The sequence below is a fragment of the Arthrobacter cheniae genome, assembly GCF_003602275.1.
GTDB lineage: Bacteria > Actinomycetota > Actinomycetes > Actinomycetales > Micrococcaceae > Arthrobacter_D > Arthrobacter_D cheniae.
This window is the reverse complement of record NZ_QZVT01000018.1, coordinates 1-22,112: the sequence shown is the minus strand read 5'-3', so window position 1 is coordinate 22,112 and position 22,112 is coordinate 1. Positions and strand designations below refer to the sequence as shown.

Below are 22,112 nucleotides of genomic sequence, written 5' to 3'. Positions count from 1 at the left end.
GGTTGGGTTGCCGGTCGGGCAGCGATGAGGAGAGGTTTGCCAATGGACTGGCCCCGTAAGTTCGACACAATCACCATCATCTTCAATCCGAACAGCACCGGTGACGCCCCGAAACTCGCCGAAGAACTCCTCGATGACCTAGTGCCGGCGCTGCCGGGCACCGCAGTCCGGCTGCAGCCCACCGAGCATGCCGGGCATGCCATCGACCTCGCCCGCAACGCGGCATCAGCAGGGAACGCCCTGATCGTCTCCGTCAGTGGGGACGGCGGCTACAACGAGGTCGTCAACGGCGTCATGGACAGCGGCAGCAAGGACGCCGTGTGTGCGGTCCTGGCCGCCGGCAACGCGAACGACCACAGCCGCGTCGTCGGACGCAAACCCCTAACCGAAGCCATCACCGAAGGCCAGGTACGCCGGATCGACCTGCTGCGCATCAGCACGAACCGAACAGACACACCCCCGGTATACGCGCACTCCTACATCGGCTTCGGCCTGACCCCGGTCATGGCGATCGATCTCGAAAAGGGCAGCAAGGGTGCGATCAAGGAGATGTTCTCGGTGGCGCGAACCTTCCGGAAGTTCAAACCCTTCGAGATCCGCCAAAGCGACGGAAAGCACCGCACCTTCGACAGCCTGGTGTTCGCGAACATCTCACAGATGGCGAAATACGCGACCCTGAGCGAGGCCGAGGACCACCCCGCCGACGGGAAATTCGAAGTCATCACCTTCCCCCACATGGCCAAATGGCGGATCCTGCTCACAGCCCTGCATGCCACCACCAAAGGACTGGACGACCAGCCAAGCTACGCCCAGTACCAATTCTCGACCCTCAAGCCCATGCCCTACCAGATCGACGGCGAAGTGAAATCCGTCGAAGCGAACACGGACATCACGATCGACAGCATGCCCCAGGTCCTGTCAATCCTCAGCTGACCCAACAGAGAACCCGCCCCCTCACAATGAAGTATCGGCGACGAAACGCGTGTCCTGTGAGTGTTTGGGGCGCCCTTCGTCTGGATCTCCGCCGAAGAATTATCAGTGGAAAACAGTTCAGCTTCGCGCGCCTGCAAAGTGTAGGTGCGGTCGGGTGTGGGTGCGGTCGAGTGTGGTCGGGTGTGGGTGTTTGTCCTTGTAGTGCCATGACGATCAGGAAGATTCAGCACCATGAGCCATACCAGCGCGCGCATACGACAGGTTCCTGTTCCGCTGCAGAGCCCGTGGGCTGATTCTCTGGGTCGTTGCAGCGTCCGGGCCATCCAGGTTTTGGTGCTGTTGGCCCTGGGCGTGGTGATAGTACGGGCGCTGGCACAGGTGCAGCTCGTGATCATTCCGCTGCTGTTGGCTCTGATCCTCGCCGCGGCAGTCGGTCCGCTCGTCATCTGGCTGCGCAAAAAAGGTTGGCCGAGCGCTGCCGCGACCGGGTTTTCCTTCTTCCTGCTCCTGACCGCTTTCGCCGGAATGGTCACGGCGATAGTCGTCGCCGTCATCGGGCAAGCCGGTGAACTGGCCCGGCAAGCCATCGAAGGCTTCGATCAGGTCTACGTTTTCCTGCAAAGCGGTCCTCTGCCTATCGATGATGCGCGGATCCAGCAGCTGCGCGGCGCTGCTGTCGACTTCGCCACCAGCAGCACCGCGGGTGCAAGTGCGGTAACCGGCATCAGTGTCATCGGGAACTTCCTCACGGGTGCGCTTTTGATGGCAGTCATCTTGTTCTTCTTCCTCAAGGACGGTGAAAAGATCTGGGCGTTCGTGCTACGCGCCTTCAAGGGACCCCGACTGGTCAAAGTCCGGCTCGTCGGGCACGACAGTCTGGCCGTGCTCGGCGGTTACGTCCGCGGCACGGCGATCGTGGCGCTGGTCGACGCAGTGTTCATCGGTCTGGCACTGATCATCCTCAATGTGCCCTTGGCCCTGCCCCTGACCGCAGTCGTTTTCGTGGGAGCTTTCATTCCCCTGGTGGGAGCCACCCTCGCAGGAGTCCTCGCAGCACTGATTGCTCTTGTCGCCAACGGACCCATCGCAGCCCTGATCGTGATCATCGTCGTCATCGTGGTCAATCAGCTCGAGGGTAACTTCCTGCAACCCGTCGTCATGGGACGGACCCTCAGCGTGCATCCACTTGTCATCCTGATCGCCCTGACCGCCGGCACCATCGTTGCAGGCATCATCGGGGCCATCCTTTCCGTGCCGCTGACAGCAGTCACATGGGCGGCGATCAAAGCCTGGAACGGACAAGATGACGACCAGATCAGTGCCGGCACCATCGAACAAGCCGAATTCGAGACACTCCTCGATGAGAGCGGACACGGCGTCAGCACCCTCCCCGACGGGGAAATACCCCAACTGCCGACACCAAGCACAACAGCCGACAAATCTGACGGCACCGACCGGCCAGGCACAGCATCACGCGAACAACGATGAATAACGGGCTCCACCCAGATCCCCACGTTCAGACGTCTGCTTCGGCGGCCGACTCCCCGCCACCAGAGCACTAAGCACCTGTCACCAGTCATCTGGTGACAGTCACATCCAAGGATAGGTTCTGACGTTCCTCCTACCGCACGATGTGCTTTCTTCAACAGAGACTCGTAGAGCTACTGCCGGTCACCTCGCTATTTCGCCGCGTCCCATCATTAGTAAGCCTGCTTGCTAATGATGGTTCTGAACCGTAGAGTCTCTTCGTAGAGCACGTCGTGGAGCAAACTGCGGCCCCGTGCCCTTTCTCCCCCCGGACTCCGCCTAACCAGTGCGCATGACCAGTGCGCCTAACTGGTGCTGCGTCCATCAAGTTTTTCCTCCCTCACAGTTCTCTAGGAGATGCCCCATGACCAACAACAGCGGTAACAACAACGGCAACAACAACAACAACGGCGGCAACAGCAATCGCGCCGGCGATCACAGCGTGGAGACCCGTCGTTCGACCGAGACGAAGGCCTCGACGAAGACCACCGAATTCTTCGCCTACGTAGCCATGGTTCTCGCAACGATCGTCACCGCGGTGATGGTGGGTAACGGCGACGGCGGCGGCGATGACATCTTCGACGGCCGTGACGCCATGCAGCTGATCACCTACCTGACGATTGGTTACATGGTTTCCCGTGGGCTGGCCAAGTCCGGAAGCCGCGAACACTACAGCGCATAACACGCTTTCGATGATCCCCGTACTGGCGCAATAGCCCCGGTACGGGGATCACGCATTTTCTGCTGCTCTTAGGAACCGTCATATGCACGGGTGACGTCAGAACTGAACAAAGCTCATTTCATCAGTCGACCCGACCCCTGCCGTTCAGCGTTCAATGTCAGGAATCCGCCGTCATCAGGATGTCCTGCGGGTGGCAGTTGAGTTTGGGTTGGCACGGCTACCAATTCCTGGTGCTACCGCTTGTAACCCCGCGAATCAACCTGGAAGGCGCTGGTGGGCAAGGACCGGGACGCGGATGCATCCAAGGGGTCGTGAAATAGGCCGACACGTATCGGCTCGCCCAGTAACGTTTCGTCGCCGGTGACTGCTGCCCCGGAACCGGCTGTAGCGGTGAAGCTCGTCTCCTCCGTTGGAAGCTTCCCTTGCCGACCGCCGTCGAATCTTGGTGCTGTTTTCTCCATAGTGACTCCTCTCATTTATGACCCGTGATCAGGTGCTTCAGGTGCTTCAGGTGCTTCGAAAGTAACCCCGTCACGGACTTGTTGACCAACAGGACAAACGCTGCGCCTGAAGTGCGAACGGTATTGCCGAGTGGAGTGCTCTTAGATTACCGAATTGATTGCCTCAGTCACCGTTATGCGCGGGATGCTTCTTGAATTCCTACTGTGGCGAGTAACCAGTGAGCGCGGGAGTAGGATCAGGCTTGCTGGCATCGTCAGCGGCGGTTCAGTAGAGGGCCTTCAGCTTCATCGTGCTTTTTTCGTCGACAGGCGCTCTCCATGAAGACCAGGCTTCCTCCGTCCGAACCATTTCCCGAGGATCTGACATCGCTGGACCTCCCCCAGGTCGAGGTCGTCAACAGCAAAATCCAGCGCGAGCTGACCTTTGAGTACGTGCACGACGGTGAAGCTGACCCGGAAACAGAATTCCGCAACGAAGAAGTGACCGAGGAACTCGACCGGCGCGACGCCGCTAACATCGCCCTCGACACTACAAAACCAGCACACCTCCCGGCACGGTCCTCGAATTCTGATCCGAACCCTGATCCAGAGGGCACGAGCACCGACATAGCTGTCTAGGGCTTCAGAGGGCGGTCGAGGGTTGCCCTGGCCATTGCGGGGGAGCCCTCTCATAAATTTCTTTGATTCCGGTCTCAATGTCGGGGTGCCCGTGTTGCGATGACTCCTTCAAGGAGTCGCTAAGGAATGATTGCCGTGCCCAATGAGATGGAACTTGCCGCGGATGCGGCCGAAAACGCATCGATGGCTCTCTTGCAGGACATGGTGCTCGCCAGCGACCACGTCCAGGAATTCCTCGACGGCCTGGTGACTGTTGCGTCGGCGGCTTTCACCAGTGCGTGCGGCGAGGTGTTCTGCGGGGTCACCCTGCTCCGTCCGAGGTCGATGGCTTCGGTGGCCAGCAGCAGCGAGGAGGCCCGGCTGATGGATGAAGTGCAGTACGGGTTCGACGACGGCCCATGTCTTCGGGCTGCCCGTGAAGGCGAAACGATACACATCCCTGACTTTCTCACCGAGTCCCGGTTCCCCCAGTATCGGGAAGCTATTGCCGGCCACGGCATCCGCTCCGCCCTGGGCATCCCGATTCGTCTGGAAGCCGGCGCCAGCGCGGGTTTGGACTTCTACGCGACCGAACCTTATGCGTTTACGAGCATGAGTATCGCCGTCGCCGAGGGCATCGCCCGCGATGCCTCCAAGTCCCTGCGCCTGGCGGTGCGGATCGCGACCCTCAACGACAAGTCCGAGCACATGAAAACCGCGATGGAGTCCCGGACGGTCATCGATCTTGCGGTCGGGGCCATCATGGGTCAGAACCGGTGCAGCCAGGCCGAAGCAATAGCGATCCTGCGTACCGCCAGCCAGGGCCGCAACACTAAACTGCGCGACCTCGCCGAGGACCTTCTAACGTCCCTCGGCCAGACAGGTACGGTCAGCACACACTTCGACTAAACCCCACCAAAGCCTCCACCGACTCGCAACCACCCGGCAACCAATCTCCCGCCGCCTAGGGTCTTATGCCTGATTAATGGGAACCCATCTGAATGCCCTGCAGGTGATAAGGGAAGAGCCGAACCGCAGTGATTGGTCGTTGGCATCCTGCTCCAGGACCCCTCGGGTTAAGGCTCAGCTACTGCTCTGGGACCGCTTGGCTTTCAGAGTCGGGTAGTGGTCCTGGGCCGTTGATTTCGTCCTCGACCCTGCGAGCAAGTGTTCGCAGTTTCCGGCCGTCTCGCATGGAATACTCGCGTGGTTGCTGGTCGATCACACACAGGGTCCCGATGGTCCACCCGCCCGGTCCGCGCAGCGGGTACCCGGCGTAGAAACGGATGTGGGGCTCACCCAAGACCAACGGATTCTGACTGAATCGTTCATCCTCCAGCGCGTCCCGCACGATCAGCGGACCGGCATTGCGGATCGTGGCATTGCAAAAGGAGATCTCCCGCGGCATGTCCTGCTGGATTGGCCCGATCACGGATTTGAGGAACTGACGGCGGTCATCGATCAGCGTGACGATCGCGGAGCTGACCTCGAAGTAGTCCTTCGCTTCCTGGGTGATCCGGTCGAATCGCTCCTCATGGTCTGTGTCCAGCAGCTGGGTGCGGGTCACTGCGTCCAGGCGTTCCTGTTCCTGCTCCTCTGGCGTGAACAGGAAAGCTCCTGCCGCGCCGAGCTCACGCCGGGAATCCACAGCCGATTCCGCGGCACTGTCATCCGAGCAGCGCCGGATTCGATCCTTCGCGCCGACCTCGGACAGGAGATCGTTCGTCGCATCGGCGAGGATGTCGCACTGCTCTTCCCCCAGCACCAGTAATCCTGCCAGGTACGCCTCGAGCTCGAAGCGGGAGACCAAGCCGCCCATGCCGTAGTAGCTGATCCAGACGTCCTCAAGAGCCAGCCCTGTCACTGACAGGACCTCTCTCATCTGTTGCACCTGTACTTGTGGCTGTGCGCTCATCGTTGAAACTCCCGTGTCGACAGCCCTGCCCCAAGCCGTGAGGTGTGGTCCTTAACGCCATTCTAGGTTGCCCCATTTGCACCCCCGGTGACAATGCCCAAAAGGTGCTTGTAAAGGGCGGAAACTAAACTTTCCCGGCCACTACAGTGACAAAAGAATCTTGACCACACACCGCACTCCTCGCCCATCGCGTACTACATGTCCATGAAGGCGGCTGCTCGTATGCCACCCCCAGCCAACCCGGGCGTCGGCAACAACGACGCCTCGGCCAATCCCCACACTCCCTCCGACACTGACTCCGACACTGCCCTCGGCGCTGCTGTTGACGTGAGCTCCGATGCTGCTTTCGATGCTGACGGTGAGGCTGGTTTTGGCACGATTTTGTCCACCGCGCCCCCTGCCTGTTCCCTTCTTGCTCAAGCTAGGGATAGATCGTCTGCTCCTGAGCGACTTGCAGTGTTGTTATTGGCTGTCGGACAGCGAGACGAAGTGGCCTTCGAGGAGTTGTATAGGTCCTGTAATCAGAGGGTGCATGGACTCGTACGGAGAGTCCTTCTCAATGAGGAGATGAGCGCCGAGACAACACAGGAAGTGTTCCTGGCCTTGTGGCAGGGCGGGCCGTCACGGTTCGACCCGGGCAAGGGCTCCGCTCTGACCTGGATCCTGACCATCGCTCACCGCAAAGCAGTCGACAAGGTCCGCTCCGAACAATCAAGGCTGGTACGGGACATTTGCTACGGCATCAAGAACCAGCAGCCGGCCTACGACACCGTTGCGGAAACAGTCCTGAACCGGCTCGACGCCGCCAAAATCACCAGGTGTCTTAACGTCCTCTCCCCCCTGCAGGACCAAGCGATACGGCTAGCGTTCTACACCGGCCTCACCTACACCGAAATTGCTCAACACATCGGCATACCCGTGCCGACCGTGAAAAGCCGCATCCGCGACGGTATGCGCAAGATAGCCACTTGCCTCCGTGAGCAAAGGCCGTCACCGTAACCAACTACCCGGTCAGCACCCGCCCCGCAACGTAATACCCAGACTAAGCACCTCAGGCTCATCGAAAACCTGCCTATCTCTTCGTGAAGAGAGTCTGCGTATGACACATCAGCAAGACAACATACGAGGACCGCAATCACCGTAGGAGTGGTGACTCCCCGATGCACCATCCTTCACCAAGCCGCGGGTTTTGGGCGTTTGGTTGCCCTGTGTGCCTCCTGTTGCTGAGGGTGCGCTGCTCGCTGATTGAGCGGTGCTCAGACTCCAACTCAGCTGGCTGTCGGGGGTAGGAAGATGTGCGTAGCTGTCTACGGAATAGGTGATGGGTTTTCAGTGCGTTCGGCGGCACCTTCGATGGACAGGATGGTGAGGTCGATCTTTCCTATGGTGAGGCCGCTTTGCTCGGTGACTTTCGCAGCTACTACCTGAAGCTTCTCGGCCACGTTCAAGGCTTGGTGACTGATGTCGGTGGCGATGTCGATCTGCATGTTGAGCACCCCGTCGGTCAGGGTAAGGATCAGCCCATCGCTGCTTGCAACAGTTGGGTCGGCGTTGGCAGGCCTGAGACGCTGGTGAAATGCTTTGGACGAGGAGACTTTCAGTCGTGTGAGGGTGCTGCGGATCGTGGGTTCCAGGCGTAACAGCCCGGGCTCGGCCAGTAAGGCGGCTCGAAGAGTGCCAGCGATGAGATCAAGATCGACGACGCGGGTTTCGGTGGGCTTCTCAGACATCGTAAAGGTCCTCCACAACAATGTTGATCTGCTTCATGGTGATCGATGTTTGAGCCTGAACGACGGTTCCGACGCGTTCCCGAAGCAGGACCATCGTGGCCGGGATCTTCACCGTGGACGCTAGCGCGACCTGAAGGGTGATCCGGACGTCGTCGACGTCGACGGGATCTGTTGCAGCGATTTTGAAGCCCTGGGAGCTGGCCGTGACGTCAGTGCTGACGGTGCTAACAGTGCAGCGGCGTGCATGGACTCCGGGCAGGGTCGAGGCCGCGAAGCGGATCAGGGACGTCAGGGCTTGTTCGCTGATGTCGATCGTTCCCAAGGGTGTCGTCGTTAGTGGTGCGCGTCGGCCCCTACGTATTTCTGCCCGGGCGACCATCATGATCGCTTCCCTGACGCGTTGTCCTGGTTGCAGGTCTGGGTCCTCGCGGTCGCGTTCACGCATCGACTCCGTCACGGAAGCCAGGTGCTGGAGGGCGGACCGGGCGTGACGGCAGTCCTCGCAGATGAGCTCGTGGGCTGTGGGGGCATCATCGATGGATGCCCACAGCTCATCAAGATCCCGGCCGCAGCCAAGACGCGGACGGTCGCCCTGAACACGTTCTTCATTTAGCGCCATGGTTCCATCCCTTCTGCCAACGATCGTTTCGCCCGGGCTATGCGCCCACGCACTGTACTTTCGGGAAGCTGCACAATCGCAGCAATCTCACCATAGGAAAAGCCGTGGACCTCGCGCAGCAACCAGCATGCCCGAAGTCCCGGTTGCACGGATTGCAGAAGGTCGGCCAGCGCTCGTATCTGCGCCCGGTTCTCGACCTCCTGCGCAGGATCCACGGCAAGGCCAGCCCCACCACCAACCGAGTCTCGTCTCCCCAGACCGGCCCCTCCCCCGGCCTGCCCTGAAGACGGCATGGACAGTTCTTCTGCGTCAAGGTCCGCAATCGGATCGGAGGGCCGGCGTTGACGGCGTCGTAATTCGTCCAGGCACTTGTTGGTCGCTGTGCGGTACAGCCATGGGATGAATGCTTGGGGCACAGTGAGGTTCGGCAGGCTCCGCCACGCGGTAATGAACGTTTCCTGCACGATGTCCTCGGCCTCGGTCCGATCGTTGAGCATTCTCAGACACAGCCGATACACGCCTCCTTGGTAGGCGGTGATGAGCCAGTTGAAGGCTTCCAGGTCTCCGTCTTGGGCGCGCGCGACGATTGTCAGCTCGTCCAGGTCATCCAGGGACACCCCCCGGCCTCCCTGCCAGCCGCGGGCTCCGGCCTTCGGGGAACCTTCAGCCTCCATCATTGGGACTGTGGAAGCGGTGGGATTTGTTGGGTTAGACGGAACACTATCCCTGGTCGCGGGCGTGGACCCGATCAACGACCCCGGCGTACCAGATGCAGGTACGGGAAGATCCTCCAGCCCCGGACCCAGCAGTTCCCCGCCACCGTCCCGACCGGCACCGCCGCTGCCTGCTTCGTGCTTGGTGTTGGACTTGTCCGGATCCTTTGAGGCAAGGGCCGGCAGTACATGATCGACGTCCGTTTTGGTACCGGTAGCCCCAGAAGCGCCGGTGCGTGCGGACTCATCACCAGGAGTAGACATGCGAGATCGGGGCCCGTCGTTGGGCTCTGCCTGATCCACTCGGTCCCTCTCCTTTTGTCTGAATCTTCCAAGCTACTAGCTCCAAACCGAGCACTGAACTTCTGGAAGTGTTGCGGCTGAGATCTGCAGTTAGCCTAGGCGAGTCTGCTCCTCTGCCGTCGAAGCCCTTCATAAACACCCCATGCCGGCGTCGGCTGGGACCCGATCGGGAGGGGCATTGCGCAAGTCACCCTGTAAGCCGCCGCACGAGCAGGACTCACACCGGGAGGGTTTGAAGACCGCCGAACAACGCCCCGAGGGCAGGGCTTTCTGTGCCGCGCGGAACGGTGTCATGAAAATAGTTGCGACTATGGCGTGACGATTGCGGCTGCGCAGCGTCTTTACCTGTGTACGCAACCAAATTCTTATGAGGAGATAGCACTCACATGGCAGATTTCAGCAGCACAGCTTCCCACGCGGCCGCCGTCCCAGCTACCGGTGAGGAGCAAAAGCGTCAGGCAGCCCAGCAGTCCACGGCCGTAGAGCAGATCCGCCCGGTGGGTCCGCTGCAGACCGAGCAGGGCAACACCACCATCGCCGAGACCGTGGTCCAGAAAATCGCCGGCATCGCTACCCGCGAAGTACCAGGCGTGTATGCAATGGGCAGTGCGGGACATCGGGCGTTCAGCAGCCTTTCCGGGCGGATCCCAGGGTCGCAGACCAACGTCAGCGGCGGCGTCAGCGTCGAAAAGGGCGAACGCCAGACCGCAGTCGACCTGACGATCGTCGTGGAGTACGGCGCATCGATCGTTGATATCAGCAAGATGATCCGCCGCAACGTCATCGAGTCCGTCCAGGAAGCAACCGGCCTCGAGGTCATCGAAGTGAACATCAACGTCACCGACGTGCACCTGCCCGAGGACGACCAGAAGGAAACCAACGATCCCGGTCGCAGCGAACTCCAGTAACACCTTCGCTTCGCACCATCCGGGCGCCTTCTCCCTATATGCACCCGGCTATACACCCGGCACTGACTGCCAGGGCCCACGGATGCCCTCTGGATGTACGTGAGGTTATCCAAGGAGAGGCAAGGCACAGCGTGTTTGTTGAGGCTGGTGGGGAGTTTCCCGATCAGCCTCAGCAGCGGGCCCCTCTCACCCACACGCTCCCAACACTCGTTTCGACCAGTTTTATCCGTACCCGTTGTTCCTACGTTTGTTCTATGAAAGGCACCTATTATGAGTACGACAGCTATGGGCCTGTTGGCCGGTCTCGTCCTGGGATGGGCCGCCGCGTTCGGCGGATTCGGGGAGTTCCTGACTGTCGCCGTATTTGGCGCCCTCGGACTCCTCGTCGCCCGTGTCATCGACGGCAAAATCGATTTGGGCGCCCTGACCGGACGTTCAAGTACCCGCCGATGACATCACCACCCCAACTCCCGCCACAGCCACCACACCAGATAACACCGCAGTCATCCCTGCATCCACCTCTGTCAGCTGACGCAGTTGATGCAGCTGATCGTGGTCGGCTGACTATTTCGGAGAAAGCGATCGAGAAGATCGCCGGTCAGGTCGCTCTGGAGACTCCTGGAGTTCACGGGACCGCGGGCGGTTTCCTTGGCATCGGTGCCCACGATGATGAAGACACCCGCCCCAGGGTGAAGGTCGAGCTCCATGGCCTGACTGCGTCCATCCATGTGCGCGCCGGGATTCGGTACCCGGCACCCTTACGGGCCACGACGGAGCGCTTGAGCGAGCAGATCCGCACCCAAGTCAGCGCGCGGTGCGGAATAGACGTGCGGCAGGTCGACATCGACGTCGATGCCCTGGTCAGTGACACAAAGACCGGCGATACGAACACTAATGGTCGAAGGGAGCTCCTATGAGCCCGAGTGCACGTTCGCAACCGCTTCGCCGGCGCTCCAGCCGCACCGTCCCGGCGACCATCACCTCCCTGATCCTGCTGGCTTTGGCGGTCACGGGAGCGTGGATTGGCATCAGCCGGCTGATCAACGGTGTGTGGCCGAGCTTCCTGGCACCCATCCGTCAATCGCTCTCAGCTCTCACCTGGGCAAGCCCTGCCGTATGGACGGCTGCGGTGATCCTCACTGTCGTGGGATTGATCCTGTTTTTGGCCGCTATCCTGCCCGGCAAACATACAACCCTACGGTTGCGTGACCCTGAGGGAGCCGATTCACGCTCCTCTGAGACGGTCATAAGCCGCCGCGGGCTGGCGAAAATAGCCAGTACGCACCTTGACCAGGCTGACGGGGTTGATTCCGCGTCCGTCTCCGCGACAGCCCGGAAAGTCACAGCCGATGTGCGGACCCCCTTGCACGATGCGCCCGAGCTCAAAGGGAAGCTGCAAAGCTCCCTGGAACGAAAGTTCGACCAGATCGGCGTCGACCCAGCACCGCGGGTCACGGTACGGGTCAGGACCACCCCATGACCCACGCACCACAACCAGCCCCTGGGCAGGCCTGCGTCCGGCCCGGCGCATCAGAACAGACGCAAGCACCGAGCATGCTGACCCTTGGGTGCCACGCATCGACCGCACTGTATGAAAGGACTGTCCGATGAGGGAAACCGCAGGCAAGCTCAACCGGACGTGGTTGGCCATCATCGGTCTGGTGTCCTTGCTCCTTGGTATCTCCTGCATCTTGCTGGCATCCGGGGCTGCGCTCGGCATCGCTGCAGCAACAGGCGTTGGTGTGCAACCCGCGGACCCCAGCGATCGGGCCCTACCCGGAGGCTTCCAGGACATCTTCGCGACACCTCTTGCCGCAGTGATCGTCGCTGCCCTTGGTGTCCTCGTCGGTCTTCTGGCCTTGGGGTGGCTGCTCGCGCAGGTACCCAAACGTAATCAGGCCCGCACCTTCCGCCTGCACACCGACGATGCCGTGGACGGGCAGACGAACTGCGAACCACACGTCATATCCGACGCAGTCGAAGCCGACGTTCAACGCATCTCCGGCGTGAACACGGCAACAGCCCTGCTACGAGGGAGCGCATCCCAGCCGGAGCTGAACCTCGACGTGAAAGTCGACCCGCGAGCCGATGTGCGCAGCATCATTGATCAGATCCATGCAACAGTCACCCCGAACCTCGAGACCGCACTGGAAACACCGCTACGCAAAACCGCGGTCCTCGTGAATGTGACCAACCGTCGGAGTCGCGACAAAACCGCAGTCCTGTAACGGCCGCCAAGACACCTACTTGAGGTGCGTACGGTCGGGACTAGCTATGAGCATTATTAGGATTCGGGTGACCAACCGGTTGCACGATCACTAAAGAGAAGGAGATCGCCATGGGTTTGGACGACAAGATCAAGAACGCAGCCGAGAAGCTGGCTGGCAAGGTCAAGGAAGGCCACGGCAACGCCACTAATGACGAGAGCCTGAAAGCTGAAGGACAAGCCGACCAGTCCAAGGCCAGCCTCAAGGGAGCCGGCGAAAACATCAAGGACGCCTTCAAAAAGTAAAGCGCCCCCTTGTGGCGGCGCCCTAACCGCCCAGTCAGGACCAAAGAGCCCCGGCACCACCCGATCTCATTCGAGAACATGGTAGTGCCGGGGTTAGCCTTCTCGGATCCACGATCGCGCTGCCATCAACTTCAAGCAGGAAGCGTATCGAGTCCGTTTAGAACTCGCTTCTTCCCAAGACGGATTGAGCTAGGTTAAAACTCGTCAGCCCAGACCAGGCAAAGCAGCCACACCAAAGAAAGCGCTTTACCTGAAAGGGCAGGCTTCATCACAACTACACAATCGGATGTTCTCTCATCAGGTGGGACAGTGCGGCACATCGTTCGGGATGAGGAGGCAGAGTGAGCTTGTTTGAAACCTCCTATGAGAAGGGCTTCCTCCGCCTGCGATGGCTTCCGGGAGCTCGCATCACGTACGCAGATGCGGTGGAAGCAGCATTAGCTCTGTCGACGCTGCCAGGGCCAAGACCTGCGCCCCTGCTCGTGCACATCACCGGTATAGCCTCTGTGTCCATCGGGGCCCGAGCAGGAATGATCGCGTACCGGGGTTTTTCGAGGGTCGCAGTTGTTGGGGAACGCCCGATGGATGAAATGCTCGCGGCTTTCTCCTACCGGGCTCCTACCCCGACCCGTTACTTCACATCAGAACCGATCGCGCTCGACTGGCTGTTCCGCCGCGGGTAACACGGCCCATCAGGCGCCTACCTTCCCGCGAGGAGGGTCTCTGCAGCCTAATGACGCTTGAACCGATCCTGCAGTTCGGTGCGGTGCCTGGAAAAGTTGCGGACCGGCTTCACCGATATAGACGCACCTCAGGTTCTGCCGGGACTCAACCGTTCTGTACGCCAACTGGCGGAATACACCTCATCAACGACAGAGAGCATAGCCGGCGTTCTCACGCAGCATCTGAACGACTGAAGAGCTTTGAATTCCTGCCAGCGGAACGAAGTACATTGCCTTCAAGTCTTGACCTTCCCCTCCCATACCATGATCAACTGGTCAGTAGGCTTAGTAGTCGGTCAAGCAGCCGGCCGATACTTAAGCCTCTCGGGCAGGGGCCGGTGTTTTCGGTGCATCAACCCGGCCCCTGCCCCTGCCTCTCCTCCATCCCTACCTCTGCACCAGCCCCCTCCACTGTCTGAACAGGACTCGCGGACGTGCCGGCACACTGGGTTGCCCGTAGCCGTTCGTCGACTCCGTCGTGGACACAGTTGCGGTCATAGTTGCCGCCGGTTTGGTGTGTTTTGTTAGTCTGCTGTTTTGAGGTTCGGGTTAAGACGCTGGCCCGGATCCGAGTACGTCGAATGGCTTCATCATGCCCTCCCCCGTTGAACCGTCCGTTTCCTTGTCCGGGGTCGTGTCCAGTGTCGAGTACTTCATTGATTGTCCGACCGGCACTGTCGAGCATTACTTCGCTGACGATTCCTACACCTGGTCGGATGAGCTGTACCGGATCCATGGGTACGAACGCGGCGATATCGTTCCCACCCTTGAATTGGGCATGTCCCACTTCGATCCCGCGGACCGGGATGCGGTCCGGGCGTTCTGGACCAAGGTCACCACCACCGGCGGACCCTCATCGGTGTACGCATCCCTCCTCGACCTCACCGGGCGCACCCACAAACTCCTCGTCTGCGCGGACCTCCTCCTCCACGAGGACGAACCGGTCGGAGTGTGGGCGCTGGTCGTCGATCTCACTAACTCCATCCACGCGGACACACACAAGCTTGCCAACGAAGCCGTCGCCGCGTCCGCGCTTAGCCGGGCCGTGATAGAGCAAGCCAAAGGCATCCTCATGGGACGCACAGGACTCAATGCGACAGAAGCCTTCGACCGGATCAGCTCCTACAGCCAATGCACCAACCGCAAAGTCGTCGTCATCTCACAGAAAATCATCGACCGCGCCCTGACCCTCACTGGCCAGGACAGACACCAACCACGCGACAAAGCACTCCTGGACCTCTTTAGAGGACTCTGACCCTCGTCCCCTTACCGCCAAGCCTTATGTAGGAGGCTTGCTGGCGAGGGTTGCTTCGAATGTGACCGAGGAAGATAGTCGTCCAACCTTCGGGTACGGAACTATCTAATAATTGATGTGGGGAGTTCGGCGGTTTTCATCAGTGAGCGGTTCTTTCGAACCGGCCCGTGAAGGGGAAAAAACGAACGCGTTCAAGGCGGGCTCTCACCTGATCACCCAGCGTGCATCGCCACCGCCAGTCGGCTCAAGAGACCTGGTCGCAAGGTAGGAAACACTTCAGGGCGGTGGCTTCGTCGAGGAAAGTGCCGGTCAGTCCTCGTTCTGAGCTGACAGGGCGGTCAAAGACCGCAGCAGCGGCCGCAGCTCATGACGCCAAACCTCCGGAAGGGACCCGATGGTGCGTCCGATCAGGTTTCCGATCAGGATCAGGCGATCAGTATGCGCGGGCAGGTGAGCGTTGTGCAGGGCCTGCTGCAACGCCATCACCTCCCGCAGCCGCAGCCCCGTCGCTGCCGGTACCTCTCCTGTGCCACCGATTCCTGTGCCACCGAGCGTGGTCCCTGATAGCAGAACGGGACAGGGCGTGCACCGGGCGAAGGGTGAGGTCAAAGCTCATACCCCACACGTTACGGACTCAACCTGACGGGCAGCCAAGTGGCGCGATGAATCGCCCCTGAACATCAGCAACACGATGAATCTCATCGACCAACCTCACCCGCACAAGCAGTACATGTAGGTGCTAACTCGTCAGGACCGTTCATAGGGCCATCTTTGGACCAGCTCCGCCGTACTGATCTCCATAGCGCGTCCACGTGCCCTATCAAGGCTCACATCACTATCGCTCGTACTCGTATCACTCGTAGTGCCGTCGTTGCTCGTGTCATCGCTCATGGGGTCCTTGCGTCAGAGGTCAGTCCGTTGGTTCGTTCGCCGGCGCTTCGTGGTCATACGATTCCGTGGGTTCGAGCTCTGCGGCGGCGTCCATCGCGTCGATTTCCCACTGCTCGGAGAACTCGGTGAGCGGAAGCCGAATCGGGTTACCTTCTGCGTAGATGGTCATGCGTCGCAGCCTGCGCTCCCTGCATCCTCGATCAATTTAGTGAAGCCGCCCTGCAAGCTCATGCCATCGGTGAGGAGCAACGCTCCCCGGGTATATTCAAAGACGGATTGGTAGAGATAGCAGCATCAGTCAGTGTGGGCTGAAAATCGTGTCATCCGGGAGACCTGCACGGGAGGGTTGGCACTTCTAAGCGTCAACTGTGGGTAGGTCATCCACCTGTGGGCGGCTGGAGCCTGAAAGGTGGAGCTCAAAGCCGTCCATCTGTGGGTGAGCTTGAAGGTGCATAAGGGTGTTCGGTGAGCCATCGCAGCGCTTCGTGGGTTGCTGTGAAGTAGCGGGTTGGGTACGGAGGGTGGTGGACCTCGACGAAGAAGTCGGCGAGGGCCTTGTCTACCGCGGACGGTCCAACGATGGCCATCGCAGCGATATTCAGTGTCTTTGCAAAGCGCAGCAGGGCAGCCCGGGTGAGGGTCACCATGCCGTTGAATTCCACGAGCATCGGCAGACAGACTCCCTCACATGCAGAGTCGATTCGTCCTGCAAGGGCTGCTGCGTCGGTGTCAGTCACACTTGTGCCGTGCAGCCAGTGCACCCGGAGGACCTCATCTCGCATCAAGGCAGTGAAAGCCTTACATGAAGCTTCTATTCGTTCGACGACCATCCCAGCCTCCCCTCCGTTATGCGCATCACTGATTTCGTGCACACTACCCACACCATCAACCCGGCACTAGCTGCTGGTCCGGCTTCGGGTGAATACGTCCTCCAGTGGGCTACCGCAGCCTTATTCACGCGAGAGCTGTCCGCGGTAGGCAGCTCGTCCCGCGGGTATTGCTCATACCTGGCTCTATAGGTCTCCGTGCTCCTGACCTCGAGAACTCATCAACTTTCCCGCTGTAACGCGTGAGTGCTCACACCCTGGGCAGGATGTGAGCACTCACGCATTCCTTCAATGAGACAAGCGTCTGTTGATTTGCTGTTATGTCAGCGGGCGACACTCTCGAATCCGGACTGGCCTTCACCGGTCCACTTGTAGAGCTCAAGGGTGGCTGATTCCTGCTTGTGGCCGCTGGAATAGTCGTCGAAATCGCGGGCGACGTAGAAGTAGCCGTCGCCGATCGGTTCGATACCGACGTCGGATTTGAACTCCCACCCGTAGATCCCGCCTGGCTCGTGTGGCAGTCCTGCTTGCAGGAGCGGTACAACCAGACCGGTCTCGTCGGCGAGCTGGCCTTCAATGAGTTGTTCCTGGGGTGCGACGGTTCCGTCGACGACGTACAGCGTCCGGTTGGGGTATTCGGGTTTGCTGCCCCGGTAGACGCCGATGTACCAGAGGTTGCCGTCCTCGTCGTAGGCGAGGTTTTGCACCCCGTAGTGGGTGTTGCCGGTATGGATGAAGTACTTGGCGTCCTCGTCGGCGGGACCGGAGGTGTGCGGGTCGGCTTGGGTCAGGGGGCGTTCGTATTTCTTCCACCCGGAGATGTCGTACTGCAGGAGTACCTGGTTATCATTGTCTGTCCGGGTGTTGTTGCGGTACACACCGTAGGCGACCATCAGCTGCTGCTTGCCGTTCTTCTTCCCGAACTCAGGCCCGAAGGAAACACCGTCGATGCCGCTGGAGCCGTACCGGTGATCGGCGGTGTTGCCGATGTTGCCGTCGAAGACGCCGTCGTTGTTCATGTCGGCGGTGAAGTCCTCGACGACTTCCTCGAGGTACACGGCGCTGACAATGCCGGAGTCTTCGGCGTTCATGCCGACCTCGGTGATCTTGTCGACGTCGAAGATCGCGATGTAGAACGCTTCCTCGGTCTTGTACTCCAGGGAACCGTAGACGCGACCGTCTTTGGTGTTGAAGTCCAGGTCCCCGAGGTGTCCGGTGAATCCTTCGACCGTTCCGATGACGTTGCCAGCCAGGTCGGTTTTGACGAGCATGTCGGTGAATGAGTGGTAGACGTACCCGTTCTTCTCATCGACCGCGATGCCCTGAATATGTCCGGCATCCCAGGACCCGGAAGCAATCGTCGACGGATAATTCGCGATAGCCGACGGTGCAGCGGCGTGTGCGGGAGGTCCTTGCAGGTCAGCCGGTGCCGCGCTGGCCGGCGCGGCGACACTTAACGCGGCAGCCACTGTGATGCAAGTCGCCAGTGGTGCAGATTTCGTTTTCATCAGGTGCAGTCCTCAGGTCTTGGTGGAAGCAGAGGCAGCCACAGGTTTGACAGTCCTCCACCTCACCGACCCTGCCTTCCATGCGGAAACGTCTGCTCAGGACAACATGAACACCACCCGAACTTCGCCTCAACGTTCCCGAACACCCAGGCAGACTAGGACAAATCGGCATGCCCGTAGAGAGTCGTGCCATAAACACGAGAGTGGTTCAAGGACTTTGTCCCTGCCCAGTTGGAAGCACTGGCCCGATACTGTAGACGTGTTGATTCGACGGGGATACGCAGGAAGAGTAGTTAGCGGGGTCAGTACGGCATGGTCGAGCCATTCGACGATCAAAATCAGAGTCACAACCCGAATCAAGGCCACGGTCAAGGTCAGGGGCAAGGCCATAGCAAGAGTCAGAGCCAGGGTCAGGAGCGTGGTGCTTCCCTGCCTCAGGGTGATGGCCTGTTTCACCGGGAGCAGGCAGATCATGACCAACATGCTTTGACCTTTAATGCCATGCAGCATTTTGGCATCACGGTGGGAGGACTGTGGTTGCACTATCTGAGCATGGGAGGGGGCGTGGATGAGTATGAAGTTGACGCGTACCTACACGGACTGATCCGCCTCCCCGCCGTCGAGCGAGACATGATCTCTCAGGCCGTCAACGAGATGATCGACGATATCTGCCGCGGACCTCGAGCCCCCTACAGCGCCAGCACAAACCAGGACCACCTCGCCGCCGGCCCCGACACCGGCCTCAACACCAGTCCCAACGCCGGCCCCAATACCGGCATCGACAGTGAGCTTGATGCTCATAAAGGGGCTGTTCTTGAAGGTGGTCGTCGTGGTTGGGAACCAGTTGACAGTGACGAGGTCCTTCCTGGTCCTGCGGCCGACGTCCACACTGCTTTCGAGCAGCCAATGTTGTCCGTGGTGTATTCCAGCGCCGCTACTCAGTCGTTCAGCGAAGCGGATCTGGCTGGACTGCTGACCGTGAGCCGCCGCACCAACCATTCCTCGCACTTAACGGGATTGCTGCTGTACCGCCAGGGTCGTTTCCTGCAAATACTGGAAGGCCCCGAAGGAACAGTCCGCGACCGCATGGCCATCATCACCGCCGATCGCCGTCACACCCGTCTACGAGTTCTGATCGAGGAAACCAGGAACCAACGGCAGTTCCCGGACTGGACCATGGGGTACGAACCCATCAGCGCGACCATGTCCGACGACGTGCCCGGATACGAACAGACGTTCGCGGATGCCGAAGACGACGGTAACCCTGCCAGCACGATTCGGGTGCTCCGCGAGCTCATTCGGTGGTACCAGGACCGCGCCATCCCACTACGGTGACCCTCCTCCTAACAACACCTTTCATGGATGCTTTTAGTACCTGGTTCGTCGAGGTCTGGGCCACGCTTTCAAGGGCTCCAGGTCAACGGTCAGACTGATGGTGTGCTCGATCGGATCCTCACACACCAGATCATGGATCAGCTTCAGCCACTGCCCCGCGGTCTGCTTGTCGGTGAAATACTTTGCCGGGTAGACAGCGTCTTCGTACGGGGCGGCCAGCATCCGGTCCATGGGTGTCCGGCCGAGCATCGCAGCAGCCCGGATATGTCTGGCTGACATCAGGACCCGGCGAGCTGTGGGCGAAACGTCGTTAACCAGACCCATGTCTATCAACATCACGTACGGGCGGTGCCCGGTCAGCTGAAAGCTTCGCTCGAGGATGGCAAGCGCGTGCTCCTCGGTCACAGCAACATGGCGCGTGGGAGAGACGCGAATCACGCACAGATCAATCCGCTCCACGATGAAGTCTGGCTCGAGGTCAAAGTCGGGGACGACTCTGTCCTGGTTACTCACAACAACGAACCTCCGGACACGATAACGATCTATACACTCTCGGCAACCAACCCCGGACGTGTACATCAGACCAGCGGCGCCGACAGAAATTACCCAGCCTAGGAAGACTCCTCCCTTGCCGTAAACTCCCACACGGAAAGACCTTGATAGCTTGACCTCACGCTCTCCCTGAGCATGACCGGCAATCAGGACCTCACCAACGCATGGCACAAAAGACCGCGGAGAACCTTCGGTTAGACGGTCTGACTGCTCTCGATATTCAGGGAGCGGTAGACAGTGGCGCGGCTGGCCCCGATGATCTTTCCGATGTCAGCGGGTGCGAGACCTTGCGCTTTCAGGTCCCGGGCACGCTTGACCTTCGCGTGGTCGCTGGTGACCTCCCGCCGGCCGGCTTTCCGACCGTTTGCTGCGGCCACTGCCATGCCCGCCCTGGTGCGCTCGGCCAGTTGATCGCGCTCAAGCTGAGCGAAGGCGGAAATAACGGTCAGCATCGCCCTACCCATCGACCCGGTGGCGCTGATGCCTTCGGTGACACTTTGGAAGTGCATACCCCGGCCTTCCAGATCATCAATTAGAGCCAACAGGTTACGGGTGTTGCGCCCCAACCGGTCCAGCTTCCACACCACGACCTCATCCCCCTTCCGTAAGTGCTCGAGCAGCTTATTGAGCTCCGGTCTGCTGGCCATCGTGCCGCTCACCCCGTGGTCGACGAAGATCCGATCACAGCCAGCTGCCATGAGCGCTGCATGCTGCAGATCCGCGTTTTGCTCCAAAGTGCTGACCCGGGAGTACTCAAATACTTCCCATCCCGGCAATGAATTTTTCGTAGGATGCCGGGCTTATTTCTAGGGCGTTGGTGGGCTGCAATAACCGCGCAAAATGCGCTGCGACATCGAACCAAAGGTGACCCTGAGAAACTCGTCATTGCTCGCTAGGTCTGCACCAAAGGCCGCACGGCAAGAGGGGTGATGCCTGGTTGGTTGAGAACACACCTCGTTCCTACCTCCCTCCTTTGTGGGGGTCAAGCATGGTTTTCCCAACATTTACTCAGTACCGTAGCGGCATGCTTCCTTGTCCAGTGCTTCGGTGTACGAATCCCGGTGCCGCCTTCGTGGTGGGTAGTCAGGGCTTCAGAGGTTGCTATCGCGAGGCCTACGTCTGCGCCGAACATAAGGCCGTAATCGATGCCGGTTCACTCTGGTACCTGGATGAGCATTCGGTCTTGATCGGTTTGGACATCCCACCGGTCCTGGAGAGTTGGGCCGCCCGACCGAGCATCGTGGCCGAGGGCTTCACTCTCACCCTCCGAGTCGCCGGCCAAACTAAACCTTTCGATGTCTTCCTCACGCCAGCCGAAGCAAGGACGCTGGCCATGTTCATCAACACGGCCAGCAGTGACAGTCTGCCGGTATCCAATGACTTCCTCATGCACAAGTCACACTGACCACAGCACAGATTCGATAGGTCCAAGGTGTGCCCCGCCCCTGCTGAAATATGGGTGGTTGCGGTGGCTCGACCTCCAAGGTTTTTATAAGGTAGGCCTATGCGCATTGTGTTGCAAATCTGTCAAGCTCCTGAGATCGCCGCAACAGCGAAGGCAGGCAGCCTTACCTGCAGTGATAGGCGCGGCAGTGGTTAGTTCAAGACTTCGTATAGAAGGTTCGGGCAGGCGGATCTCCCGGTCAATATTTGCCGGGGGTATTTGTTTCCGTCAGCGATCGTGGTCTCGGGAGGATCGGGAATCGCTGTGGGATGGTTTTCGGACCGCCGGGTCCAAGGTGTGGAACCTATTTTTGGCCTGTGAGCAGGGTGCCCTGGATCGCGGTCAGAGGCACGGTTCCGAAATCTCTTGAATCAATGGACACGCCTCGGTTGTCCCCCAGCACGAAAATGCTTCCGGGTGGCACCTCCACGGGTCCGAAGTAGGTTGCGTCGATGCGGCTGTGGTCGATGAACGGCTCCGGTATGGCAACGCCGTCGACGTACAGTTCGGCGTCGCGGATGGCAACCACCTGCCCCTCCCCCGCGACGACCCGCTTGATTGCTGTCCGGCCGTTCATGGGGTTCGTGAACGCAACGATTAGGCCGTTGCGGATCGCGCCCGCAGCGGCGGACGGTTTGTACAGGAGGACGACAGCACCGGATTCGATGGTCGGTTCCA

Annotated in this window: 29 protein-coding genes; 18 read left to right on the top strand and 11 right to left on the bottom strand. The window is 60.0% G+C overall.

Translation table 11 applies throughout. From position 1 onward, the window contains the following. The first annotated feature begins 42 nt into the window (after positions 1–42). The 6 genes from D6T63_RS18395 (at position 43) to D6T63_RS18370 (ending at position 5,109) form a co-directional block, all read left to right on the top strand. Entirely contained in the window at positions 43–933 is an 891-nt protein-coding gene (locus D6T63_RS18395; protein ID WP_120150782.1) for a diacylglycerol/lipid kinase family protein, read from the top strand. 231 nt (positions 934–1,164) lie between these two features. Beyond that, the gene (locus tag D6T63_RS18390) at positions 1,165–2,421 is read left to right on the top strand and encodes an AI-2E family transporter (RefSeq protein WP_120150781.1); all 1,257 of its coding nucleotides are present in this window, start codon (positions 1,165–1,167) and stop codon (positions 2,419–2,421) included. A gap of 403 nt (positions 2,422–2,824) precedes the next feature. After that, positions 2,825–3,142 (top strand): hypothetical protein, encoded by a 318-nt coding sequence (locus D6T63_RS18385; RefSeq protein ID WP_220725983.1) that lies wholly within the window; start codon positions 2,825–2,827, stop codon positions 3,140–3,142. Between the two features lie 619 nt (positions 3,143–3,761). After that, the gene (locus D6T63_RS20300) at positions 3,762–3,818 is read left to right on the top strand and encodes a hypothetical protein (RefSeq protein ID WP_120150796.1); all 57 of its coding nucleotides are present in this window, start codon (positions 3,762–3,764) and stop codon (positions 3,816–3,818) included. A 103-nt stretch (positions 3,819–3,921) separates the two neighbouring features. Further along, complete coding sequence (locus D6T63_RS19455; protein WP_182977121.1) at positions 3,922–4,221, top strand: hypothetical protein; 300 nt, start codon at positions 3,922–3,924, stop codon at positions 4,219–4,221. 135 nt (positions 4,222–4,356) lie between these two features. Then, a complete protein-coding gene (locus tag D6T63_RS18370; protein WP_235830864.1) occupies positions 4,357–5,109 on the top strand; it encodes a GAF and ANTAR domain-containing protein in 753 nt (250 codons plus the stop codon). A 178-nt stretch (positions 5,110–5,287) separates the two neighbouring features. Here the strand turns inward: D6T63_RS18370 and D6T63_RS18365 are convergent, their stop codons facing one another. After that, positions 5,288–6,082 (bottom strand): GAF domain-containing protein, encoded by a 795-nt coding sequence (locus D6T63_RS18365; protein ID WP_120150780.1) that lies wholly within the window; start codon positions 6,080–6,082, stop codon positions 5,288–5,290. A 231-nt stretch (positions 6,083–6,313) separates the two neighbouring features. Between D6T63_RS18365 and D6T63_RS18360 the strand changes: the two genes are divergently transcribed. After that, a complete protein-coding gene (locus D6T63_RS18360) occupies positions 6,314–7,114 on the top strand; it encodes a sigma-70 family RNA polymerase sigma factor (protein ID WP_120150779.1) in 801 nt (266 codons plus the stop codon). A gap of 308 nt (positions 7,115–7,422) precedes the next feature. Here the strand turns inward: D6T63_RS18360 and D6T63_RS18355 are convergent, their stop codons facing one another. Together D6T63_RS18355 and D6T63_RS19450 are read right to left on the bottom strand one after the other, a co-directional pair. Then, complete coding sequence (locus D6T63_RS18355; protein WP_120150778.1) at positions 7,423–7,845, bottom strand: hypothetical protein; 423 nt, start codon at positions 7,843–7,845, stop codon at positions 7,423–7,425. After that, on the bottom strand, positions 7,838–8,167 hold the full coding sequence (locus tag D6T63_RS19450) for an Asp23/Gls24 family envelope stress response protein (RefSeq protein WP_182977119.1): 330 nt from the start codon (positions 8,165–8,167) through the stop codon (positions 7,838–7,840). Before D6T63_RS19450 ends, D6T63_RS18355 begins: the two co-directional genes overlap by 8 nt. A 78-nt stretch (positions 8,168–8,245) precedes the next feature. Between D6T63_RS19450 and D6T63_RS19445 the strand changes: the two genes are divergently transcribed. Continuing rightward, complete coding sequence (locus D6T63_RS19445) at positions 8,246–8,458, top strand: hypothetical protein (RefSeq protein ID WP_182977118.1); 213 nt, start codon at positions 8,246–8,248, stop codon at positions 8,456–8,458. Here the strand turns inward: D6T63_RS19445 and D6T63_RS18345 are convergent. Next, a complete protein-coding gene (locus D6T63_RS18345) occupies positions 8,455–9,081 on the bottom strand; it encodes an RNA polymerase sigma factor (protein WP_220725981.1) in 627 nt (208 codons plus the stop codon). The genes D6T63_RS19445 and D6T63_RS18345 overlap by 4 nt on opposite strands. 785 nt (positions 9,082–9,866) lie before the next feature. Here D6T63_RS18345 and D6T63_RS18340 point away from each other — a divergent pair. From D6T63_RS18340 to D6T63_RS18305, 8 genes are all read left to right on the top strand, one after another. Then, on the top strand, positions 9,867–10,388 hold the full coding sequence (locus tag D6T63_RS18340; RefSeq protein ID WP_120150776.1) for an Asp23/Gls24 family envelope stress response protein: 522 nt from the start codon (positions 9,867–9,869) through the stop codon (positions 10,386–10,388). A 270-nt stretch (positions 10,389–10,658) separates the two neighbouring features. Next, a complete protein-coding gene (locus D6T63_RS18335) occupies positions 10,659–10,841 on the top strand; it encodes a hypothetical protein (protein ID WP_120150775.1) in 183 nt (60 codons plus the stop codon). After that, entirely contained in the window at positions 10,838–11,305 is a 468-nt protein-coding gene (locus tag D6T63_RS18330) for an Asp23/Gls24 family envelope stress response protein (RefSeq protein ID WP_120150774.1), read from the top strand. Before D6T63_RS18335 ends, D6T63_RS18330 begins: the two co-directional genes overlap by 4 nt. After that, positions 11,302–11,868 (top strand): DUF6286 domain-containing protein, encoded by a 567-nt coding sequence (locus tag D6T63_RS20295; protein ID WP_120150773.1) that lies wholly within the window; start codon positions 11,302–11,304, stop codon positions 11,866–11,868. The genes D6T63_RS18330 and D6T63_RS20295 overlap by 4 nt, the downstream gene beginning before the upstream one ends. 127 nt (positions 11,869–11,995) lie before the next feature. Then, positions 11,996–12,616, top strand: coding sequence for an alkaline shock response membrane anchor protein AmaP (amaP, locus tag D6T63_RS18320; RefSeq protein ID WP_120150772.1), 621 nt, complete (start codon positions 11,996–11,998; stop codon positions 12,614–12,616). Between the two features lie 110 nt (positions 12,617–12,726). Further along, on the top strand, positions 12,727–12,900 hold the full coding sequence (locus D6T63_RS18315) for a CsbD family protein (RefSeq protein WP_120150771.1): 174 nt from the start codon (positions 12,727–12,729) through the stop codon (positions 12,898–12,900). Positions 12,901–13,241: 341 nt separating this feature from the next. Beyond that, positions 13,242–13,583 carry a SpoIIAA family protein gene (locus D6T63_RS20325; RefSeq protein ID WP_120150770.1) on the top strand — a complete coding sequence of 114 codons (342 nt, stop codon included), beginning with the start codon at positions 13,242–13,244 and terminating at the stop codon, positions 13,581–13,583. 631 nt (positions 13,584–14,214) lie between these two features. Beyond that, complete coding sequence (locus tag D6T63_RS18305; RefSeq protein WP_120150769.1) at positions 14,215–14,877, top strand: ANTAR domain-containing protein; 663 nt, start codon at positions 14,215–14,217, stop codon at positions 14,875–14,877. A gap of 309 nt (positions 14,878–15,186) precedes the next feature. On the opposite strand, the gene D6T63_RS19440 is transcribed toward D6T63_RS18305, so the two are convergent. The 4 genes from D6T63_RS19440 to D6T63_RS18295 form a co-directional block, all read right to left on the bottom strand. After that, positions 15,187–15,486: a hypothetical protein gene (locus D6T63_RS19440; RefSeq protein ID WP_182977117.1), complete on the bottom strand. Its 300-nt coding sequence runs from the start codon at positions 15,484–15,486 to the stop codon at positions 15,187–15,189. Between the two features lie 301 nt (positions 15,487–15,787). After that, the gene (locus D6T63_RS19435) at positions 15,788–15,937 is read right to left on the bottom strand and encodes a hypothetical protein (RefSeq protein WP_182977116.1); all 150 of its coding nucleotides are present in this window, start codon (positions 15,935–15,937) and stop codon (positions 15,788–15,790) included. A 247-nt stretch (positions 15,938–16,184) separates the two neighbouring features. Then, positions 16,185–16,598, bottom strand: coding sequence for a DUF7793 family protein (locus tag D6T63_RS19075; protein WP_147394444.1), 414 nt, complete (start codon positions 16,596–16,598; stop codon positions 16,185–16,187). Positions 16,599–16,918: 320 nt separating this feature from the next. Further along, positions 16,919–18,103, bottom strand: coding sequence for a hypothetical protein (locus tag D6T63_RS18295; protein WP_120150767.1), 1,185 nt, complete (start codon positions 18,101–18,103; stop codon positions 16,919–16,921). A 312-nt stretch (positions 18,104–18,415) separates the two neighbouring features. On the opposite strand from D6T63_RS18295, the gene D6T63_RS19955 reads away from it, so the two are divergent. Next, positions 18,416–19,438, top strand: coding sequence for a BLUF domain-containing protein (locus D6T63_RS19955; RefSeq protein WP_235830863.1), 1,023 nt, complete (start codon positions 18,416–18,418; stop codon positions 19,436–19,438). A gap of 33 nt (positions 19,439–19,471) precedes the next feature. Here D6T63_RS19955 and D6T63_RS18280 read toward each other — a convergent pair whose 3' ends face one another. Beyond that, positions 19,472–19,951 carry a DUF7793 family protein gene (locus D6T63_RS18280; RefSeq protein ID WP_120150766.1) on the bottom strand — a complete coding sequence of 160 codons (480 nt, stop codon included), beginning with the start codon at positions 19,949–19,951 and terminating at the stop codon, positions 19,472–19,474. A 233-nt stretch (positions 19,952–20,184) separates the two neighbouring features. Continuing rightward, on the bottom strand, positions 20,185–20,766 hold the full coding sequence (locus tag D6T63_RS18275) for a recombinase family protein (RefSeq protein ID WP_120150765.1): 582 nt from the start codon (positions 20,764–20,766) through the stop codon (positions 20,185–20,187). A 407-nt stretch (positions 20,767–21,173) separates the two neighbouring features. On the opposite strand from D6T63_RS18275, the gene D6T63_RS18270 reads away from it, so the two are divergent. Then, a complete protein-coding gene (locus D6T63_RS18270; RefSeq protein ID WP_147394443.1) occupies positions 21,174–21,395 on the top strand; it encodes a hypothetical protein in 222 nt (73 codons plus the stop codon). 343 nt (positions 21,396–21,738) lie between these two features. Here the strand turns inward: D6T63_RS18270 and lepB are convergent. Next, positions 21,739–22,112 (bottom strand): signal peptidase I (gene lepB, locus D6T63_RS18265; RefSeq protein WP_120150761.1); only part of this gene is annotated, 374 nt, incomplete at its 5' end.

Bases quoted from the DNA above. Each gene is read 5' to 3' on its own strand.
- D6T63_RS18330 (WP_120150774.1), top strand. From the start codon at position 10,838: ATGACATCACCACCCCAACTCCCGCCACAGCCACCACACCAGATAACA.
- D6T63_RS19455 (WP_182977121.1), top strand. From the start codon at position 3,922: ATGAAGACCAGGCTTCCTCCGTCCGAACCATTTCCCGAGGATCTGACA.
- D6T63_RS19435 (WP_182977116.1), bottom strand. From the start codon at position 15,937: ATGACCATCTACGCAGAAGGTAACCCGATTCGGCTTCCGCTCACCGAG.
- D6T63_RS18395 (WP_120150782.1), top strand. From the start codon at position 43: ATGGACTGGCCCCGTAAGTTCGACACAATCACCATCATCTTCAATCCG.
- D6T63_RS18295 (WP_120150767.1), bottom strand. From the start codon at position 18,103: ATGAAAACGAAATCTGCACCACTGGCGACTTGCATCACAGTGGCTGCC.
- D6T63_RS18385 (WP_220725983.1), top strand. From the start codon at position 2,825: ATGACCAACAACAGCGGTAACAACAACGGCAACAACAACAACAACGGC.
- D6T63_RS18355 (WP_120150778.1), bottom strand. From the start codon at position 7,845: ATGTCTGAGAAGCCCACCGAAACCCGCGTCGTCGATCTTGATCTCATC.
- D6T63_RS18365 (WP_120150780.1), bottom strand. From the start codon at position 6,082: ATGAGAGAGGTCCTGTCAGTGACAGGGCTGGCTCTTGAGGACGTCTGG.
- D6T63_RS19075 (WP_147394444.1), bottom strand. From the start codon at position 16,598: ATGGTCGTCGAACGAATAGAAGCTTCATGTAAGGCTTTCACTGCCTTG.
- D6T63_RS18360 (WP_120150779.1), top strand. From the start codon at position 6,314: ATGTCCATGAAGGCGGCTGCTCGTATGCCACCCCCAGCCAACCCGGGC.
- D6T63_RS18315 (WP_120150771.1), top strand. From the start codon at position 12,727: ATGGGTTTGGACGACAAGATCAAGAACGCAGCCGAGAAGCTGGCTGGC.
- D6T63_RS19955 (WP_235830863.1), top strand. From the start codon at position 18,416: ATGGTCGAGCCATTCGACGATCAAAATCAGAGTCACAACCCGAATCAA.
- D6T63_RS18390 (WP_120150781.1), top strand. From the start codon at position 1,165: ATGAGCCATACCAGCGCGCGCATACGACAGGTTCCTGTTCCGCTGCAG.
- D6T63_RS20295 (WP_120150773.1), top strand. From the start codon at position 11,302: ATGAGCCCGAGTGCACGTTCGCAACCGCTTCGCCGGCGCTCCAGCCGC.
- amaP (WP_120150772.1), top strand. From the start codon at position 11,996: ATGAGGGAAACCGCAGGCAAGCTCAACCGGACGTGGTTGGCCATCATC.
- D6T63_RS18335 (WP_120150775.1), top strand. From the start codon at position 10,659: ATGAGTACGACAGCTATGGGCCTGTTGGCCGGTCTCGTCCTGGGATGG.
- D6T63_RS18305 (WP_120150769.1), top strand. From the start codon at position 14,215: ATGCCCTCCCCCGTTGAACCGTCCGTTTCCTTGTCCGGGGTCGTGTCC.
- D6T63_RS18340 (WP_120150776.1), top strand. From the start codon at position 9,867: ATGGCAGATTTCAGCAGCACAGCTTCCCACGCGGCCGCCGTCCCAGCT.